Annotated in this window: 15 protein-coding genes; 11 read left to right on the forward strand and 4 right to left on the reverse strand. The window is 58.6% G+C overall.

The features are described 5' to 3' along the window. The first annotated feature begins 29 nt into the window (after nucleotides 1-29). The 7 genes from NF347_RS13540 (at nucleotide 30) to NF347_RS13570 (ending at nucleotide 6,890) form a co-directional block, all read left to right on the forward strand. The gene (locus NF347_RS13540; RefSeq protein ID WP_107036716.1) at nucleotides 30-584 is read left to right on the forward strand and encodes a helix-turn-helix domain-containing protein; all 555 of its coding nucleotides are present in this window, start codon (nucleotides 30-32) and stop codon (nucleotides 582-584) included. Nucleotides 585-603: 19 nt separating this feature from the next. After that, entirely contained in the window at nucleotides 604-2,283 is a 1,680-nt protein-coding gene (locus tag NF347_RS13545) for an AMP-binding protein (protein WP_107681723.1), read from the forward strand. A gap of 75 nt (nucleotides 2,284-2,358) precedes the next feature. Beyond that, entirely contained in the window at nucleotides 2,359-3,024 is a 666-nt protein-coding gene (locus NF347_RS13550; RefSeq protein ID WP_107036714.1) for an ABC transporter ATP-binding protein, read from the forward strand. Between the two features lie 41 nt (nucleotides 3,025-3,065). Continuing rightward, the gene (locus NF347_RS13555) at nucleotides 3,066-3,791 is read left to right on the forward strand and encodes a hypothetical protein (protein WP_107036713.1); all 726 of its coding nucleotides are present in this window, start codon (nucleotides 3,066-3,068) and stop codon (nucleotides 3,789-3,791) included. Further along, on the forward strand, nucleotides 3,788-4,141 hold the full coding sequence (locus NF347_RS13560; RefSeq protein WP_107036712.1) for a DUF3467 domain-containing protein: 354 nt from the start codon (nucleotides 3,788-3,790) through the stop codon (nucleotides 4,139-4,141). The genes NF347_RS13555 and NF347_RS13560 overlap by 4 nt, the downstream gene beginning before the upstream one ends. 62 nt (nucleotides 4,142-4,203) lie before the next feature. Then, a complete protein-coding gene (cysS, locus tag NF347_RS13565) occupies nucleotides 4,204-5,691 on the forward strand; it encodes a cysteine--tRNA ligase (RefSeq protein WP_107036711.1) in 1,488 nt (495 codons plus the stop codon). A gap of 38 nt (nucleotides 5,692-5,729) precedes the next feature. Next, nucleotides 5,730-6,890: an FprA family A-type flavoprotein gene (locus NF347_RS13570; RefSeq protein WP_107681722.1), complete on the forward strand. Its 1,161-nt coding sequence runs from the start codon at nucleotides 5,730-5,732 to the stop codon at nucleotides 6,888-6,890. Between the two features lie 398 nt (nucleotides 6,891-7,288). Here the strand turns inward: NF347_RS13570 and NF347_RS13575 are convergent, their stop codons facing one another. Next, nucleotides 7,289-7,840, reverse strand: coding sequence for an NADH peroxidase (locus tag NF347_RS13575; RefSeq protein ID WP_107036131.1), 552 nt, complete (start codon nucleotides 7,838-7,840; stop codon nucleotides 7,289-7,291). Between the two features lie 193 nt (nucleotides 7,841-8,033). On the opposite strand from NF347_RS13575, the gene NF347_RS13580 reads away from it, so the two are divergent. Further along, a complete protein-coding gene (locus tag NF347_RS13580; protein WP_148061032.1) occupies nucleotides 8,034-9,215 on the forward strand; it encodes a sensor histidine kinase in 1,182 nt (393 codons plus the stop codon). A gap of 73 nt (nucleotides 9,216-9,288) precedes the next feature. Here the strand turns inward: NF347_RS13580 and metH are convergent, their stop codons facing one another. Together metH and NF347_RS13590 are read right to left on the reverse strand one after the other, a co-directional pair. Continuing rightward, nucleotides 9,289-12,774 (reverse strand): methionine synthase, encoded by a 3,486-nt coding sequence (gene metH / locus NF347_RS13585; RefSeq protein ID WP_107036136.1) that lies wholly within the window; start codon nucleotides 12,772-12,774, stop codon nucleotides 9,289-9,291. Between the two features lie 29 nt (nucleotides 12,775-12,803). Next, entirely contained in the window at nucleotides 12,804-14,174 is a 1,371-nt protein-coding gene (locus tag NF347_RS13590) for an alanine/glycine:cation symporter family protein (RefSeq protein ID WP_107036135.1), read from the reverse strand. Between the two features lie 276 nt (nucleotides 14,175-14,450). On the opposite strand from NF347_RS13590, the gene rpsU reads away from it, so the two are divergent. The 3 genes from rpsU (at nucleotide 14,451) to NF347_RS13605 (ending at nucleotide 16,628) form a co-directional block, all read left to right on the forward strand. After that, nucleotides 14,451-14,642, forward strand: a complete 192-nt coding sequence (gene rpsU / locus NF347_RS13595; RefSeq protein WP_107036134.1) for a 30S ribosomal protein S21 — start codon at nucleotides 14,451-14,453, stop codon at nucleotides 14,640-14,642. 106 nt (nucleotides 14,643-14,748) lie between these two features. Continuing rightward, nucleotides 14,749-15,558: a formate/nitrite transporter family protein gene (locus tag NF347_RS13600; protein ID WP_107036129.1), complete on the forward strand. Its 810-nt coding sequence runs from the start codon at nucleotides 14,749-14,751 to the stop codon at nucleotides 15,556-15,558. 71 nt (nucleotides 15,559-15,629) lie between these two features. Then, on the forward strand, nucleotides 15,630-16,628 hold the full coding sequence (locus NF347_RS13605; RefSeq protein ID WP_107036128.1) for a class II fructose-bisphosphate aldolase: 999 nt from the start codon (nucleotides 15,630-15,632) through the stop codon (nucleotides 16,626-16,628). A 99-nt stretch (nucleotides 16,629-16,727) separates the two neighbouring features. On the opposite strand, the gene NF347_RS13610 is transcribed toward NF347_RS13605, so the two are convergent. Next, the gene (locus NF347_RS13610; protein ID WP_107681608.1) at nucleotides 16,728-18,857 is read right to left on the reverse strand and encodes a sensor histidine kinase; all 2,130 of its coding nucleotides are present in this window, start codon (nucleotides 18,855-18,857) and stop codon (nucleotides 16,728-16,730) included. Nucleotides 18,858-18,997: the final 140 nt, after the last annotated feature.

The following is an 18,997-nucleotide window of genomic DNA, read 5'->3' on the forward strand; positions in this document are numbered from 1 at the left end:
GGATTATTATCACGATCAAACTATTGTTTATGGATCATCTTCAACAGATAGCGCAGCGGCTCAAAGGTCTGCGCGAGGCAATGGACGTAACCGTCGAGGCCATGGCCGAGATGTGTGAGGTGGACACCGCCACCTACGCCATGATGGAGCGCGGCGAGCATGATATAGCCATGAGCACGCTGCAGCGCATAGCCACGAAGTGTGGCGTGGAGCTTCCGGCGCTTCTCTTCGGCGACGAGCCTCGCATGAGCAGCTATTTCATCACCCGCCGCGGACAGGGCGCGCTTGTGGAGCGGTCGAGCGCCTACAGCTACCGATCGCTTGCCGCCGGCTTTGCCGGCCGGAGGGCTGATCCGTTTATCGTCACTGTGCATCCTCTTGCCGCAGGCGCGCCGCTTCCGGCTGAGACCACCCATGCCGGACAGGAGTTCAATATTGTGCTCGAGGGCTCGATGGAGCTTCATATCGGCGGCCGAATAGCCGAGCTCGCCACCGGCGACAGCATATATTTCAACGCCGAACTGGGTCACCGCGTGGTGGCCACCGGAGGCAAGCCAGTGAAATTTCTCGCAATAATATTCTGACGCAAAATCTCACATCATCATGATAGAACGTTTCACAAAACGTAGCCGCTTCACGTCGCAGCAGGATTTTATCGATAATTTCAGTATCGACATACCCGACCACTTCAATTTCGCTTACGATGTGGTCGACGCATGGGCCGCCGAGCAGCCCGACAAGCGCGCTCTGCTCTGGACCAACGACAAGGGGCATGAACGGTCGTACACGTTTGCCGAGATAAAGGATCTGACCGACCGCACCGCTTCGTTTTTCAGCAGTCTCGGCATAGGGCGCGGCGACATGGTGATGCTCATACTCCGCCGGCGTGTGGAGTTCTGGCTGTCGATCATAGCTCTCCACAAGATCGGCGCCGTCGCGATTCCGGCCACTCATCTGCTGACGGCCGGCGACATAGTGTATCGCTGCAACGCCGCCACTATAAAGGCGATAGTGTGTGTGGGCGACAGCAATGTGCTCCCTCATGTGGAGGCCGCCATGCCCGACTCTCCGTCGGTCGACACTCTGATAAGCGTGGGGCCTGAGGTGCCGGAGGGATTCCACAGTTTTGCCGACGGCATAGCCTCGGCAGGGGAGTGGAAGCGACCCGAACCGAAGAACGACAACAGCGACACGATGCTGATGTATTTCACCTCCGGCACTACCGGAGAACCGAAGATGGTGGCTCACGACTTCACTTATCCGCTCGGGCATATAGCCACGGGTTCGCTGTGGCACGATCTCGGTCCGGACGACCTGCATCTGACGATAGCCGATACGGGCTGGGGCAAGGCCGTGTGGGGAAAGCTCTACGGACAGTGGATAGCCGGAGCGACGGTGTTTGTCTACGAACATGAGAAATTCACTCCGGCCGACATGCTCCGCATGATAGAGCGCCACCGCATCACCACCCTCTGCGCCCCTCCGACGATATTCCGCTTCCTCATTCGCGAGAATATGTCCGACTACGACCTGTCGTCGCTGCGCCACTGCACCATAGCGGGCGAGGCGCTCAATCCGGCGGTGTTCGATGCCTTTCTGAAACAGACAGGCATCAGGCTTATGGAGGGATTCGGCCAGACCGAAACCACCCTTACGATAGCCACTATGCCGTGGCTTGAGCCGAGGCCCGGAGCGATGGGTGTGCCCAATCCGTGCTATGACGTGAGACTTCTGCTTCCCGACGGCACTCCGGCCGAGGATGGCGAGCAGGGCGAGATCGTGGTGAAACTGCCGGAGGACGGAAGCCGTCCGGCCGGACTCTTCAAGGAGTATTACCGCGATCCGGAGCTGACGGCCTATGCCACCCGGGGAGGGTATTACCATACGGGCGATCTGGCGTGGCGCGACGAGGACGGCTATCTGTGGTATGTGGGTCGTGTGGACGATGTGATCAAAAGCTCCGGCTACCGCATCGGCCCGTTTGAGGTGGAGAGTGCCCTGATGACCCATCCGGCGGTGGTGGAGTGTGCCATAACCGGCGTGCCCGACGAGATACGTGGCCAGGTGGTGAAGGCTACCGTGGTGCTGGCGCCTGACTGGAAGCGCCGTGCGGGCGAGGAGCTTGTCAAGGAGCTTCAGCATCATGTCAAGCAGGCCACGGCTCCCTACAAGTATCCGCGTGTGATAGAATTTGTCGACGAGCTGCCCAAGACCATCTCCGGCAAGATCCGGCGTGTGGAGATACGCCGGCGCGACGCTTCTGGCGGGATGCCGGCGACGTAAAGATTCCCTTATTTGAGTTAAAAACGACAAATTACCTGAGGGGACTATGGATTTTATAGTAATTTTGCGATTGCCATGATAGAAGTGCAAGGTATCACCAAGAGTTTCGAAGGGCTTCAGGTGCTCAAAGGCGTAGACCTGCGGGTCGATGCCGGAGAGATCGTGTCGATAGTCGGGCCGAGCGGCGCCGGCAAGACAACGCTGCTTCAGATCATGGGCACTCTCGACCGTCCGGACAGCGGGCGGGTGAGTTTCGACGGCGAGGATCCTCTGTCGATGAATGCCTCGCGTCTGGCGCGGTTCCGCAACCGCAACGTGGGCTTCGTGTTTCAGTTCCATCAGCTGCTGCCTGAATTCACGTTGCTGGAGAATGTGGCCATGCCGGCTCTGATCGGCGGTCGCAAGCGCTCCGATGCTTTCGCAGCGGCTCGGCGTCTGGTGGACTATCTCGGCTTGTCGCAGCGCATGGATCATCGTCCTTCGGAATTGTCGGGGGGCGAACGCCAGCGGGCGGCGGTGGCCCGCGCTCTGGTCAACGATCCCATGGCCGTGCTCGCCGACGAGCCGTCGGGGAGTCTTGACTCGCGCAACCGCGCCGAGCTTCACCGGCTCTTCTTCGATCTGCGGCGCGACTTCGGGCAGACGTTTGTGATCGTCACCCACGACGAGAACCTTGCCGCCGACACCGACCGGCGCATCATGATGGCGGACGGTATGATAACATCCATAGAAACCAAATAAAAACACAGATAATAAACAATAAAAACACAGAAAAGAAACGTATGAAAAACTTCAAGCTCATGGCGATCGTCGCTCTGATAGCGATGTCGCTCGGACTGACAGCCTGCAATTCAGGCGGAGATGACGACAACAAGATGTACTACTCCAACGTGGTGACCTACGAGGGTAGCGCCGGCGGTATGATCACTTTCTCTTTCCAGGAGATGAACGACTCTCAGCCGATCACATTCCGTGCCCAGGGCTCTATGCCTGCCGATGTGCTCATAGGCCAGCGCGTGTATGTGTCGTTCACCACTCCGTCGACGGGACTGACCGAGGGTATGGTAGTCAGCCTGACCCAGTGCGCTTCCATTCCGAATGTGAAAGCATCGCTGACCGATCCCGTGCCTTCCAACTGGCAGGATATAAGCTCGATCTATCTGCAGACGATGTTCCGTAGCGGAAAGTGGATCAATATGGCCGCTCTGGTTCCCTACAACCTTGAGGCCCGTATCAATCCCAAGTTTGTGATCGATCCGGCTACCGTCAACAATGACTATCCCGAGGCCTACATGTATTTCGAGAATCTCGGCACCGGTGCCTCGACAGGCTCTGTAAACAGCGCTACCCTGATAGCCACCTACGACATATCAGAGGTTTGGAATCTTTCGACCTGCCTTGGTCTGAAGATACATATCAACAACACCAACAGCAGCGTCAACGGCGGCTCTTCGCAGGGCTGCGAGATAAGCGCCGACGGCAAACTATTCACCATCAAGAAGCAATGAGCGGCAACAACGACAATCCGACGGGGCCGCAGGAACTTAAGATTGATTTCCCGCCTGAGGTGGCCGACGGCCGCTATGCCAATCTGGCGATAGTGAGCCATGCTCCCAGCGAGTTCTTCATAGATTTCATATCGGTATCGCCCAATGTGCCTCAGGCGCGGGTTCAGAGCCGTATCATAATGGCTCCCGAACATGCCAAAGGGCTGCTCTTCGCCCTCAACGACGCTGTGCGCAAGTATGAGGCGACGTTCGGCGAGATCCGCCACAAGACGCCCAAGGGCAAGAACGGCGGCAGCGCTCCGACTGACGGCGGCATACCGAATCCATTCATTCCGGGAGGCATGGCTTGACCATGCCCCCCTCTCTCTTTTTTTTACATCCCGTAGTAACACCTCCCCTCCACGACATCATCATGAAGCAAAACAATCTGGCTCTCTACAACTCTCTGACGCGCTCCAAGCAGCTGTTTGTCCCGATACACCCCGGCAAGGTGGGCATGTATGTGTGTGGTCCGACGGTATATGGCGACGGCCATCTCGGCCATGCTCGCCCGGCGATCACTTTCGATGTTCTCTACCGTTATCTCACGCATCTGGGCTACAAGGTGCGCTATGTGCGCAACATCACCGATGTGGGTCATCTGGAACACGATGCCGACTCTGGCGAGGACAAGGTGGCCAAGAAGGCCCGTCTGGAGCAGCTTGAGCCGATGGAGGTGGTGCAGCACTATCTCAACCGCTACCACGATGCCATGGCGCGGCTCAATGTGCTTCCTCCCTCGATAGAGCCTCATGCCTCGGGTCATATAATAGAGCAGATCGACTACATCAAGAAGATACTTGAGAGCGGATATGCATATGAGAGCGAGGGATCGGTCTACTTCGACGTCCCGAAGTATAACCGCGATCATGCCTACGGCAAGCTTTCCGGCCGCAATATCGACGAGCTTCTCGCCACGACCCGCGAACTCGACGGGCAGCAGGAGAAGCGCAATCCGGCCGATTTCGCTCTGTGGAAGAAGGCAGCTCCGGAGCATATCATGCACTGGCCTTCGCCCTGGAGCGAGGGATTCCCGGGATGGCATCTGGAGTGCTCGGTGATGAGCGAGAAGTATCTCGGCGAGCCGTTCGACATACATGGCGGCGGCATGGATCTGAAATTTCCCCATCACGAGTGCGAGATAGCGCAGTCGGTGGCCCACAACGGTCACGACGCCGTGCGCTACTGGATGCACAACAATATGATCACCATCAACGGCCAGAAGATGGGCAAGTCGTTGGGTAATTTCATCACTCTTGACGAATTTTTCAGCGGCTCGCATCCGCTGCTTACGCAGGCCTATTCGCCGATGACCATACGCTTCTTCATACTTCAGGCCCACTACCGCGGCACTGTCGATTTCAGCAACGAGGCTCTGCAGGCGTCGGAGAAGGCTCTGCAGCGTATGCTCGAGGGTCGTCGACGTCTGGAACAGCTCAAGGCGTCGGACGAGTCGACGGTCGACGTGGCCGCAGTCGAATCACGCTGCTACGAAGCTCTCGACGATGATCTCAACACTCCGGTGGTGATTGCGGCTCTGTTTGATGCCTGCGGCATGATCAACCGTATCAACGACGGCCATGACAAGGCCACGCAGGCCGATATCGACGCTCTCCGCCGTCTGTTTGACACCTTCCTGGGCGATATACTCGGCGTGACCGACGAGCTTGGAGCTGCTTCGGCCGGAAGCGGCGCCCGTCTCAAGCCGTTTGAGGACGCGGTGGAGCTTCTGCTGCAGATACGCGCCGAGGCGAAGGCAAAGAAGGACTGGGCAACGAGCGATCTGATACGCGACCGCCTGAAGGAGATCGGATTCAATGTAAAGGATACCCGCGACGGCTGGGAGTGGAGTCTCGCGTGAGGATCGGAAAGATAACGTTTCAACAGACAGGTAAAAACATGTACGATATAAGCGATGCCATAAGATATGCGGGGGTCGACGACACGGGCCGCAAGATGTTTGAGAGCCAGTATCCGCTTCCGTCGGGGATGTCCTACAACAGTTATGTCGTGTCCGGATCGACCCACTCGGCGATACTCGACAGTGTCGACGCCGAATATGGCGACGAATGGCTCGACAATCTGACCGCCGCTCTCGAGGGTCGTCAGCCCGACTATCTGGTGATGCTCCATGCCGAGCCTGATCACTCGTCGAATATCGTCAGGGCGCTCGTGCGCTGGCCGGGAATGAAGATCGTGGCCGGGAAAGCGGCTCTGCAGATGTTGCCGCAGTTTTTCTCCGGTGTGGACTTCGCCGGGCGCCTAATGGAGGTGAAGGAGGGTGATGTGATAGATCTGGGCGACCACAGACTGCGGTTTTACGCTGCACCGATGGTCCACTGGCCTGAGGTGATGGTGGCGTTCGAGGAGTCGGAGAGTGTGCTGTTCTCGGCCGACGCTTTCGGACGTTTCGGCGCTGTCGGTCTCGGCGGCGGCTGGGACGACGAGGCGCGCCGCTATTATGCCAATATCGTGGGCAAGTACGGCAATCAGGTGCAGGCGCTTCTGCGCAAGCTCTCGCAGCTGACTGTCGACGTGATAGCTCCGCTTCACGGGCCGGTGCTGAAATCGGATCTCGGACACTATCTCGGTCTGTACGAGAAGTGGAGCCGCTATGAGGCTGAGCGCCGCGGCGTGCTCGTGGCCTACGCTTCGGTCTATGGCGGCACAGCCGATGCGGCTCTGGCGCTCGCAGGGATGCTTCGGGCTTCGGGTTGCGAGGTGGTGGCGGTGGATCTGGCGGCAACAGATGTGTCGGAGGCTGTCAGCCTGGCGTTCAAATATGATTCGATGGTGTTGTGTTCGGTGACTCTCGACGCCAACATGTTCCCGGCGATGCACCGTTTCCTGCATCATCTCCAGAGCAAGGGTCTGCGCGGGCGGCGTGTGGGTCTGGTGGAGAACGGTTCGTGGGCTCCGGTGGCGGCACGCAAGATGTCGGCCATGCTGTCGGCGATGAATGACATGACAGTCGTGGGCGAGCCGGTCACTATACGCAGTCGTCTCTCTGACGATTCGCTCCGTGCGCTCCGCGAGCTGGCTTCGCAGATCGACAGCTGAAAAGACAGGTGTAAGTCATATAGTGTCGGCTCCGTGGCATCCGCCGCGGGGCCGACGTGCGTCTGATAGGTGGCCTGGGCTGGCGCGGTGCGGCTGATCTCGCACGCTCAGCGGCTCGGCCGAATGGGGTGAACGCTCTGCCCCCCGGTCTACGCAGGTCGCCACCTCCGCTGACGCGGGGTGTCGCCCGCTCCGAACCGGGGATTCTGTCTGCCCGCACGCTCCGCGGCTCCGATGGTGTTATCTCATCCGGCGGGAGGAGATAGTCGGAGGGGTCGGAGTAACCGGGGGATCGGAGGGGAGGGTGGTTGTCAATCCGGGGGGAGACAGGCAGGGCGCTGTGCCGGGGTATGGTACAGCGCCCTGTGGGGTTATAGGTGGGATTGGTGGTCGGTGGATTACTTCTTGAAGAAGCGGTTGTAGAGACCCTGGAAGCCTTGGCCGTGACGGGCTTCGTCCTTGGCCATTTCGTGTACGGTGTCGTGGATGGCGTCGAGGTTGAGCTGCTTGGCGCGTGCTGCGATGCGCATCTTGTCCTCGTTGGCGCCGGCCTCTGCGGCCATACGCTTTTCAAGGTTGGTCTTGGTGTCCCATACATGCTCGCCGAGGAGTTCGGCAAACTTGGCGGCGTGCTCGGCTTCCTCGAATGCGTAGCGCTTGAATGCGTCGGCGATTTCGGGGTAGCCTTCGCGGTCGGCCTGGCGCGACATGGCCAGATACATGCCTACTTCGGTGCATTCGCCGTTAAAGTGTGCGTTTAGGTCGGCTATCATCTCGGCGTCGGTGTCCTTGGCCACTCCGATCTGGTGCTCGGTGACAAACTTGAGGGCCTCATCGGGTGTGAGTTCCTTGAATTTGCTTTTGGGAGCGCCGCAGAGGGGGCACTTTTCGGGTGCTTCGTCGCCTTCGTGGACGTAGCCGCATACTGTGCAGATAAATTTCTTTTTCATAATTCTTTACTCTATTATTTGTTTGGTTATGTCAGTTGTCGTGTCTGCAAAGATAATCATTAATCCGGTAGTATTGTTCTGTGTTGATTCAGTTTTAGTGATTTTTTACTGCGGGAAAGGGATTTTATGTTGAAATGTCGCAAAGGTGTCAGTGGTGTGGGAAATAATCGGGCGAATCCGGCGTTAGATGATTGTGGAAACGTATTCTTTACATCGTCAGGGTGTGGTGGCGCTCGTGGCGGCGGCTGTGGCCGTGATGGGATTTTTCGTGCTCTTTTCGTCGGGTCTGGTGAATGATCTGGAGGAGCAGGAGCGTCAGCGCATGGAGTTGTGGGCCGAGGCCACCCGCCGGCTTGCGGCCGACAGTCAGGGTGCCGACGACGGTGTGGATTTCATGCTGTCGGTGATAGAGGCCAACCGTTCGATACCGGTGATGCTCGTCGACTCAGCCGGGACAATGCTTCTCCACCGTAATTTCGATCTGCCCGACCGTGCGGACAGTCTGGGCTATGGCGAGGCCAACAGGGCTTTTCTTGAGGAGCGGCTGGAGGATATGCGCCGCGGGGGGAGGGTCATACCGGTGGCTGTGGCTCCTGGCGAGCAGCAGTATCTATATTATGAGGATTCGCGGCTGCTGCGGAGGCTCAATTACTATCCTTATCTTCAGATATTACTGACGGTGACGTTTGTGGGGATGGTGTATTTTGCCGTAGCCACGACCAAGCGGTCGGAGCAGAACAAGGTGTGGGTGGGTCTGTCGAAGGAGACGGCCCATCAGCTCGGCACTCCGATTTCGTCGCTCATGGCGTGGAACGAGATACTGCGCGACCGGGGCGATATGCCGGAGGCTGTGGAGCAGATCGATGCCGACGTGAGGCGTCTGGCCGATATCGCGGCGCGGTTTTCAAAGATAGGTTCCAAGCCGAAGCTTCAGCCGGCCACGGTGGGTGCATGTGCGGGTCATGCGGTGGATTATATGCGGGGACGTGTGTCGCGCGGTGTGGAGTGGAGTTTCGACGACCGGTCGGGTGGTGCTGTGGCTCTGATATGTCCGCCTCTGCTCGAATGGGTCATGGAGTGTCTGATCAAAAACGCTGTCGACGCCATGGAGGGTCGTGGGCGGTTGAGCGTGAGTGTCGTTCCGCGCTCGGACGGCGGTACGTCGATAGAGGTGACCGATTCGGGTCACGGGTTGCCGCGCAAGAGATTCCGCACGGTGTTCCGTCCGGGATTCACCACAAAGGAGCGGGGGTGGGGCCTTGGCCTGACGCTTGCGCGCCGCATAGTCGACGACTACCACGGGGGACGTATATACGTGAAGGGCTCTGTGCCCGGCCATTCCACTACTTTCCGCATAGATCTTCCCCGCCCTTAGAGGAGAGGAAATGAGAGGAGAGGAGAGAGAATACGAGGAGAGGAGAGAGAAAGGGGGTGTGTGAGCGGCGTTGTCAGCGGGGGAGGAAGCGGGCGAGGGCGTGGGGCGTCAGTCCGCGACGCCGTGCGTAGTCGGCGCGCGCTTCGTCGGTGAGATGTCCGATGGTGAAGTATCTTGCGCCGGGTGCCGCAATGATCAGTCCGCTGACGGTGGCCGAGGGTGACATTGCTCCGTTTTCTGTGACTGTGACGCCGATCTCGTCGTAGTGTATCAGCCGGTCGAGCAGATGTATGATGCTTTGGTCGGGGAGCGAGGGGTAGCCTACGGCGGGGCGTATGCCTATGGCCGAGGTGTCGGTGGAGAATCCCCAGATCTCGGTAGCTGTCAGTCGGTGAAGCCATTCGGCTGCGGCTTCGGCGAGCCGGTCGGCCACGAGCTGTGCCGTGATGGCTGCGTAGGGGTCGCCCTGTAGCCTCATTTCGTCGGTGTAGGCGGCGATATCTCCTGCGGTGGTGACGGCAAAGAGTCCGATCCAGTCGCCTTCGGGAGCTATGAAGTCGGCTATGGCAGGCCGGAGTCCGTCGATCTCGCTCGGTTCGGCTTTGCGCAGTGTGGGGATGGTGATGCTTCCGTCGGCCGACGTCACGTTGATGTCGAGTCCCTGCGATCGGGCGTGGCATAGGAGGATACGGGCCGTGAGTGTGGCTTCGCGCTGTTGCAGGAGATCGATCACTCGGTTGGCGTCGTCGGTGACGTCGCGCGCCTCGTCGGTGCAGGCCGATGTGCGCCATGCGGCCAGAAACGCCCTCCAGTTGATGAGCGGGCGGAGCTCTTCGACCGATGGATGCAGAGTGTGGAGTCCTTCCCGTGCGGGTGTGGGCGCAGGGGTTGCGGGCGCAGCGGGGGCGTCGGGCACTGTTTCTGTCGCAGGATGTTGAGGGGCGGTATATTCCTCGCGTCGCCGGGCCTGGTCGGCGGCATTGCGGCTTATGGTTTCATCTGCATGGCGCGGGTCGATGAGCTTTGCTGCCAGTGTGGGGAGCGACGCGGCGTCGTGGGTGTAGAATGTCGGTCCGGAATAGCAGGGTGCAATGCGCAGAGCCGTGTGGAGCACCGACGCGGCGGCTCCGCCCACGAGCAGCGGCGTGCTCATGCCGGCCTGTTGCATCAGCCGGGCCACTTCGGCCATTTCGGCCAGAGAGGGGGTGATGAGTCCGCTAAGTCCTACGAGGTCGGCTTCAAGCCGCTGCGCCTCGCTGACTATGCGCTCGCCCTCGACCATCACTCCGAGGTCGGTTATATCGAAGCCGTTGCATCGCATCACTACCGCCACTATGTTTTTGCCGATGTCGTGGACGTCGCCGCGGACGGTGGCTATGACCATGCGCGGATTGCGGCGTCCGGCATTGCCGGGCGCCGCAGCCTTCTCAGCCTCGATGGCCGGAGTGAGCAGCTCCACGGCCTGCTGCATCAGCCGGGCGCTCTTGACTACCTGCGGCAGGAACATGCGTCCTTCGCCGAACAGGTGTCCGACGCGGTCCATGCCCTGCATGAGCGGCCCTTCGACGAGCGCGAATGCCGATCCGGCCTCGGCCTGCGCTTCCTGAAGAAGCGTGGGCAGCGCGTCGGCGCGTCCCTTGACCACTGCATCGGCCAGCCGGCTGCATGGTGTCGAAACTGTGTCGGGAGCTTCGGGCTGTGTCGCCGGCGAAGCCTTGCGTCCCGGCGCATCGGTGAAGGCAGCGACCGCAATCAGCCGCTCGTCGGCATCGGCTCGTCGGCAGAGCAGTGTGTCGGTTATAGCTTCGGCGAGCGGCTCTGGAATGGTGGCCGTGTCGATAAGTGTCGACGGATTGACGATGGCCATGTTCATGCCGGAGCTTCCTGCGGCGTTGGCGAGAAATATGGCGTGGATGGCTTCTCTGACGAAATTGTTGCCCCGGAAGGAGAAGGATAGGTTGCTCAGGCCTCCGCTGACGCCCGCTCCGGGCAGATTCTGGCGTATCCAGCGTGCGGCGCGTATGAAGTCGAGTCCGTAGCGCGCATGATGTTCTATGCCGGTGGCCACGGCGAGTATGTTGGGATCGAAGATGATGTCGGAGGGTGCGATGCCGGCATCTGTCAGCAGGCGGTAGGCGCGAGCGCACACTTCGGTCTTGCGCTCGAAGGTGTCGGCCTGTCCGCGTTCGTCGAAGGCCATGACCACCATGGCGGCTCCCATCGAACTGATGTGGCGCGCGCGGCGTATCATCTCCTCTTCGCCCTCCTTGAGGCTGATGGAGTTGACCACCGGTTTGCCCTGTACAAGTTTAAGAGTGCTCTCCACTACTTCCCATTGCGACGAGTCGATCATAAATGGCACCCGCGCCACGTCGGGTTCGGCCGAGGCAAGTCGCACGAACCGTTGCATCTCGCGCGCGGCGTCGAGCAGCGCGTCGTCCATGTTGATGTCGATGATACGCGCTCCGGCGTCGGTCTGCGCGGCGGCTATCGCTATGGCCTCGTTGAGATTTCCCTCCTTGATCAGGCGCAGGAATTTGCGGCTTCCGGCCACGTTGCAGCGTTCGCCGACGGGGGTCAGACGGTCGGGGGCGACTGTGAGCGCCTCGAGTCCGGCGAGCTGGAGCGGAGCAGCGGGGTCACAGTCAGGAATATTCCTCGGACGGGCGGCCGCAGCCTCGGCGGCTATGGCACGGATGTGGGCCGGGGTGGTGCCGCAGCATCCTCCGACGATGTTGAGCATCCCGTCGGCCAGCGGCCGGCGTAGTGCCGCTGTCATGTCGGAGGGTGTGGAGGTGTAGCATCCCATGGCGTCGGGCAGTCCGGCGTTGGGGTGAAGGCTGACGGCGCATGTCGCGTGTTGCAGCTGCGGCAGGAATTCGATGGCCTGCTCGGCTCCGAATCCGCAGTTGAGTCCGACCGACAGCGGCCGCGCGTGGGAAATGCTGACGATAAACGCCTCAAGGGTCTGTCCCGACAGCAGACGTCCGCTCTCGGTGAGCGTGGCCGATACCATGAGCGGCAGTTCCAGTCCGGTTGACTCCCTGACTTCGAGCAGCGCCGATATGGCGGCTTTGGCGTTGAGGGTGTCGAATATGGTTTCGAGCAGTATCAGGTCGGCTCCGGCTCGGGCGATCGCGTCGATCTGTTCGAGATAGGCCGCGCGCAGGGTGTCGAAGTCGACATCGGTGTCATCGGAGGTCATCGAGAGCGACTTGCCTGTGGGGCCGACGTCGCCCGCTATCCATGCCTGTCGGCCGATGCGTCGGATGGCCCGACGGGCGGCAGCCACCGCCTCGCGGCATATATCCTTGACGAGATGCGACGCTCCGTAGCGTGAGAGCGACAGGGCGTTGGCATTGAACGTGTCGGTGGTGATGATGTCGGCTCCCGCCTGCAGATACTGCAGGTGGATGTCCTCAATGGTGTCGGGCGACGACAGGCAGAGCAGATCGATGCATCCTGCTTCGGCTCGGGCTTTCTGGAGCATGGTGCCCATGGCTCCGTCGAGTGTCAGCACTCTCTCCCGGAGCGCCTGATGTATATCGTTGTGGATCATTGTAGGTTGAAGTGTCGTGAAGGTGAGTGTCAAGGCCAGCATTCCGTGCGGTCGGCAATCTCCGGGATGGTCGAAGAGCGGTAGACAGGGTCGTGACCCTGCCGCAACTGTCGGCGGTAGTCGTGGAGCAGCGTTATGGCCTGACGTCCGAGCAGAGCTATGGCCGCCAGATTGCATAGTGTCATGAGGGCCATGGTGATGTCGGCGAATCCCCATACGAGGTCGAGCGACATGACCGCTCCGAGATATACCATTGTGCCTACGGCCAGGCGATATGCGCGTATGAGCAGGGCGTTGTCGCGGATAAACCGGAGGTTGGTCTCGCCGTAATAGTAGTTGGCGATGATGCTTGTGAAGGCGAAAAACAGAATGGCGATGCTGACGAATACCGATCCGTAGCGGTGGCCGCCTCCGAGTTGCGAGTCGATGGCTTTCTGCGTGAGTACGATGCCGTCGTGTCCGTCGATAAACAGTCCGCTGCAGAGGATTATGAATGCCGTGGCCGAGCAGATGATCAGCGTGTCGGTATAGACGCCGAGTGTCTGTATGAGCCCTTGTTTTACGGGATGTGACACGGCCGCCGTGGCTGCGGCGTTGGGTGTGGATCCTTCGCCGGCCTCGTTGCTGAAGAGGCCGCGCTTGATGCCGAGCGAAAGAGCCATGCCTACGGTTGCGCCGGCAGCCGGATGGAATCCGAAGGCGTTTTCGACGATCAGGCAGAGTATCTCCGGGATGCGGCCTATGTTGATGACGATGATCACGATAGCCAGCACTATGTAGGCCACGGCCATCACCGGCACCACGATCTCGCTGAAGCGCGATATGCTGCGGATGCCTCCGAATACGATGACCAGCGTGAGAGCCGTCAGCAGGATGCCCATCCACTGGCGGGGGAATGCGTAGCATTCTTCGAAGGCGCTCGCTATGGTGTTGGACTGCACGGTGTTGAATGCGAATCCGAATGTGAGGATGATCAGCACTGCGAACGTCACGGCCCACCACCGGCTGCCGATGCCTTTGGAGATATAGTAGGCCGGTCCGCCGCGGAATGAGCCTTCGCCACGGACTTTATAGAGCTGTGCGAGTGTCGATTCGATAAATGCGCTCGATGATCCGAGCAGGGCTATGACCCACATCCAGAATACGGCTCCCGGGCCGCCGAGAGCAATGGCTGTGGCCACTCCGGCAAGGTTGCCGGTGCCTACCCGCGATGCTATGGAGATGGCGAATGCCTGAAATGAGCTGACCGACGAGTGGCTGCCGGCGTCGGCTCTGTGACCCGCTGCGGGGCGTCGGCCGGAGCGTACAAGTTGGCGGAACATCTCGCCTATCATGCGGAACTGCACTCCGCGTGTGGCTATGGTGAAGTAGAGCGCCGCTGCCAGCAGCGCTGTCACCATAACGTAATCGGTCAGAATACGGCTGACCGCCTGAACTGTATCTTCCACTGTCGTCGTGTGCGTGTAGTAAAGGTGTATATATGAGGTAATATAATGCAAAGTTAGTAAAACTATTCGGAATAGTCATGCCGCGGCGGAGTTTCGTTGGAGTTTCGTCGGCGGATCGGGGCGAATTTTTGCGGAAAAGTTTTTGTAATATAAAAAAATGTCAGTAATTTTGCCGCGCAATTGAAGCGAATTATATACAAAACAAAAAAATATAACAACACCAAGACAATGATTATCGTACAAGTCAAAGAAGGCGAGAACATCGAGAGAGCCCTCAAGAAATTCAAACGTAAATTCGAGAAGACCGGCGTAGTCAAGGAACTCCGTAGCCGTCAGGCCTTCGAGAAGCCTTCGGTAAGCAACCGCAAGAAGATGATGAAGGCAGTTTACGTTCAGAAGCTCCGTTCTGTAGAGGAATAAGCCTTTGCCTGACGTAATCAACCGATAGCAATCACAAATCACCCCGCCCGTAAGCTTGCGAAAGGCTTCCGAGGCGGGTTTTATGGTCTTTATGGTTTTGACTTAAATGGATCTACGTACCCCCCCTGAAGTGATAGAGGCCACTCTGAAGGTGGCCGAAGCGAAAGTGGCCACCGGACGTTCGCTGCCACGGCTGATGACTCTGTCGGTGCTTGCCGGCGCCTATATAGCCCTCGGCGGAGTGCTGTCAGTAATCGTCGGCTACGGCTTCCCGGGTCTCACTGAGGCCAATCCGGCGTTGCAGCGTGTGCTGTCGGGAGCTATGTTCCCGATAGGGCTGATACTGGTGGTGGTGCTCGGGGCAGAGCTGTTCACGGGCAACAATGCCCTGCTGATACCCGCTTTCATGAGCCGCCGGTGCACTGCCGGCGAGGTGGCGCGCAACTGGACTCTCGTCTATCTGGGCAACTTTGTGGGCGCTCTGCTGTTCACATGGCTGATGGTATATGCTGTGGGGCTGACTGCTGCCGACCCGTGGCACAGCGCCATGCAGCGTATCGCGGTGGCCAAGGTGTCGATGCCGTGGCTGACGGTGTTTGTCAAGGGTGTCGGCGCCAACTGGTGTGTGTGTCTGGCTGTGTGGCTCGCTCTGTCGGGTCGCACGCTGCTGTCCAAGATGGCCGGATGCTGGCTGCCGGTGATGGCGTTTGTGGCTCTGGGCTACGAACACTCGATAGCCAACATGTTCTTCATACCGCTTGGTATGATGGAGGGTGCTCCTGTGGGTGTCGGCGAGGCTGTCACAGCCAATCTGATTCCCGCCACCTTGGGAAATATCGCGGGGGGCGCGCTGCTTGTCGGGTGTGTCCATGCGGCTCTCCATCTGCAAAGGAAGCCGGAGGGTAAAAAATCTTGACAATTTGCAGATAAATGGTTACCTTTGCGGAAACGAAACATAAAACGTCTAATAACTCTAAATAACAACCAATGGTAAGTTACAAAGAATTAGGCCTGGTCAACACCCGCGAGATGTTTGCCAAGGCAATCAAGGGAGGCTATGCCATCCCGGCTTTCAACTTCAACAATATGGAGCAGCTTCAGGCTATCATCAAGGCTGCTTCGGAGGAGAAGTCGCCGGTGATCCTTCAGGTATCGAAGGGCGCCCGCAACTATGCCAACGCCACTCTGCTGCGCTACATGGCACAGGGTGCTGTGGCATACGCCAAGGAACTCGGCTGGGAGCATCCCCAGATCGTGCTCCATCTCGACCATGGTGACAGCTTCGAGCTTTGCAAGAGCTGTATCGACAGCGGTTTCTCGTCGGTGATGATCGACGGATCGCACCTCCCCTACGAGGAGAACGTGGCTCTCACCAAGAAGGTGGTGGACTACGCCCATCAGTTTGACGTAACGGTAGAGGGTGAGCTTGGTGTGCTTGCAGGTGTAGAGGACGAGGTTTCGTCGGATCACCACACCTACACCGATCCCGAGGAAGTGATCGACTTCGCCACCCGCACCGGCTGCGACAGCCTCGCTATATCGATCGGCACATCGCACGGCGCATATAAGTTCACTCCCGAGCAGTGCACACGCAACGCCGAGGGTCGCCTCGTTCCGCCCCCTCTGGCATTCGAGGTGCTCGACGCTGTCATGGAGAAACTCCCCGGATTCCCCATCGTGCTCCACGGCTCTTCGTCGGTGCCCCAGGAGTATGTCGACATCATCAACAAGTACGGCGGCAAGCTGCCCGACGCCATCGGTATCCCCGAAGAGGAGCTCCGCAAGGCTGCCAAGAGCGCCGTATGCAAGATCAACATCGACTCCGACAGCCGTCTGGCCATGACCGCTGCTGTGCGTGAGGTGTTCGCCACCAAGCCCGGTGAGTTCGACCCCCGCAAGTATCTCGGCCCGGCCCGCGACGAGATGGAGAAGCTCTACAAGCACAAGATCGTCAATGTGCTTGGCAGCAACGGCAAGGCCGAGTAATATGAGCTGACGCCAGTATCCGTCCACCGGATGGTGTCCGCATAAACAAGACCCTGTGTCACATACGGTTTGTGGCGCAGGGTCTTTGTTTTATGTGTGTCAGGAGAGGGGAAGGGTGAAGATGAACCGGGCGCCGCCGTTGTAGGAGCGGTCGAGAACCACGTCGCCGCCGAGCAGACGCGCTATCTGGCGGCTGATGCTCAGTCCGAGTCCCCATCCTTCCGCCGAGGGATGTCCTTTCTCGTAGCGTTCGAAAATGCGGTCTTCCATGCCTCTGGGGACTCCCGTGCCTGTGTCGGTAACGGTCATCGACAGTATGGATCTGTCGGCGTCGATGCCGGTGGAGAGGGTAATGTAGCCCTCTGATGTGAATTTGGTGGCGTTTTGCAGCAGATTGAAAAGAATCTGCTCTACGCGCCGTGGATCGGTGTCGACTATCAGATCGGGCCGGCAGTCGCCCGGATCGAAGGATAGCTTCACGCCTGAAGTCACCCTGTGGCGCACGCATTCGAGCGCTGTGTGGCACACATCTTCTATTCTTACCGGCCGTCGGGTGATGTTGAGTCGGTCGCTGTCGGCTTCCGAAATGTCAAGTACGTCGTTGACGAGTGTCTGCAGCAGTTCGGTATTGAGTGTGACGATGTCAACGTAGGTCTGCAGATGTTGTCGCTTGCTGTCGTCGATATTGTCGGCTATAAGCTGTGTGTATCCGGCGATGGCTTCGAGCGGATCGCGGACAGCCTGACTCATGTTGGTGATGAAGTCGGTGCGTACTCTTCCGGCTTTTCTGGCTCGATCCTGAGCCTCGATCAGGTTGCGCTGTGTGGTAGTGAGTGAATCGCGCTGTGCTTCAAGCCGGGTGTTTGAGTCGCGTAGTTGTCGGGAGAGCGCTTTAGCGTGGCGGTAGAGTCTTAACAGTGCTATGGTGATGACCAGCAGCACGGCCAGTGCGGCGACAGTGATGACAAGCCGTGTCTTATGTGATGATATAATGCTTTCGCGTGCTTCTATCTCGGCGTTGTTGCGTTCGGATTTAAGTTTGTCGACCTCGTATAGCACGCTCAACTCGCGGTAGCATTCCTCGCTCTTTGATTTGAGCAGCTGTTCGAGCATCTTGTTGCGTAGCCTTGCGGTGGCGAGCAGTGTGGTGCTGTCGCCGGTGGCTTCGGCGGCCTCTTCGAGCATTCGGTAGAATTTGTGGCGGTTGAATTTTTTGAGGGGTGCGGTATTCTCGTCGAGATATGGTCTGAGCAGCGGCATTGCTTCGGCATATCTGCCTGTGGCCATGAAATAGTAAATGTCGGAGAGATGGTTCTGGCTGATGTCGTCGGCCACATCCTTGTCGGCTTCGGCAAGTGCTGTGATCGAATCGGCGAAAACCTCGATCTCGCGTGCGCTCAGTGCCTGATAGTTGCTGAGCATTCGCCGGTAGCAGATATATTTGTGTGTGCGGTAGTTGCGGTTGGTGCGTCCCTGACTGAAATATTTTTTCTTTAGGTCGCCGATCAGAAGAAGGAGTTTTTTGTCGCTCTGCACGGCTCGTGCGTAAAGCTCTGCTTCGGTATATATGATTCCCGCATGGGTGTAATACATGTTGGGTATGGCATTGCTGACCCATTGACGGTCGAGAATGATCTTTTCGGCTCGCGCCATATATGCGCCGAGCACTTCTCCTCGGCTCATCTGGCTCAGGTATATGCACAGACTGTAGTATAGCTCGAGCAGTTCGAGCCGATCGTCAGGTGCATCGTTTGTCAGCCGTTGTATGATTGCGCTTATATTCTTGTCGCGCTGTTGATCGGATAGATAATGAGCCTGTGAGTTTATGATCAGAAGCCTGATGAAGGCCTCTGTCTCCAGCCTGTCGGGTGATTCGGGATGAGTCGCGGTTTCGCGTAGCACCAGTAGCTGTATGGAGTCGGATCCGTTGTATGAGTTGGCTATCTGCCGGAGTAGGTCGAGTTGCAGGCTTTCTGGTGCTCCGGCCCGTTGTGCCACGGAGTATATGATATGGTTGAGGTGGGATCTCCCGGCTCTGTCGGCTGCGTCGTAAAGGTGGAGGAGTGTCGGAAGGCTGTCGGCTGCGGTAGTGGCTTTGTGTAGTTGCCTCAGGAGGCTGTCGGTGGGTTGGGCAAGCCGGGCTGCGTGGCAGTCGGGAGCGATTATCGCTATGGCTGCCGGCAGTATCACCGTCAACAATATATTGTGCAGGAAGGTTTTCATGTTCATAGTTGGGAGGATAAGACAACATTAGTGTCGATTACAAAGCTACAAAAAATAAGTTGCCTCTACAATTTCCTGATGTAGTAAAATCCGTTTTCTTAGTTTGTCGATCGTTTTTTTTGTCCATGGCCGAACTTTGCGGTGTG

The sequence above is a fragment of the Paramuribaculum intestinale genome (assembly GCF_030759015.1).
Classification (GTDB): Bacteria; Bacteroidota; Bacteroidia; order Bacteroidales; family Muribaculaceae; genus Paramuribaculum; species Paramuribaculum intestinale.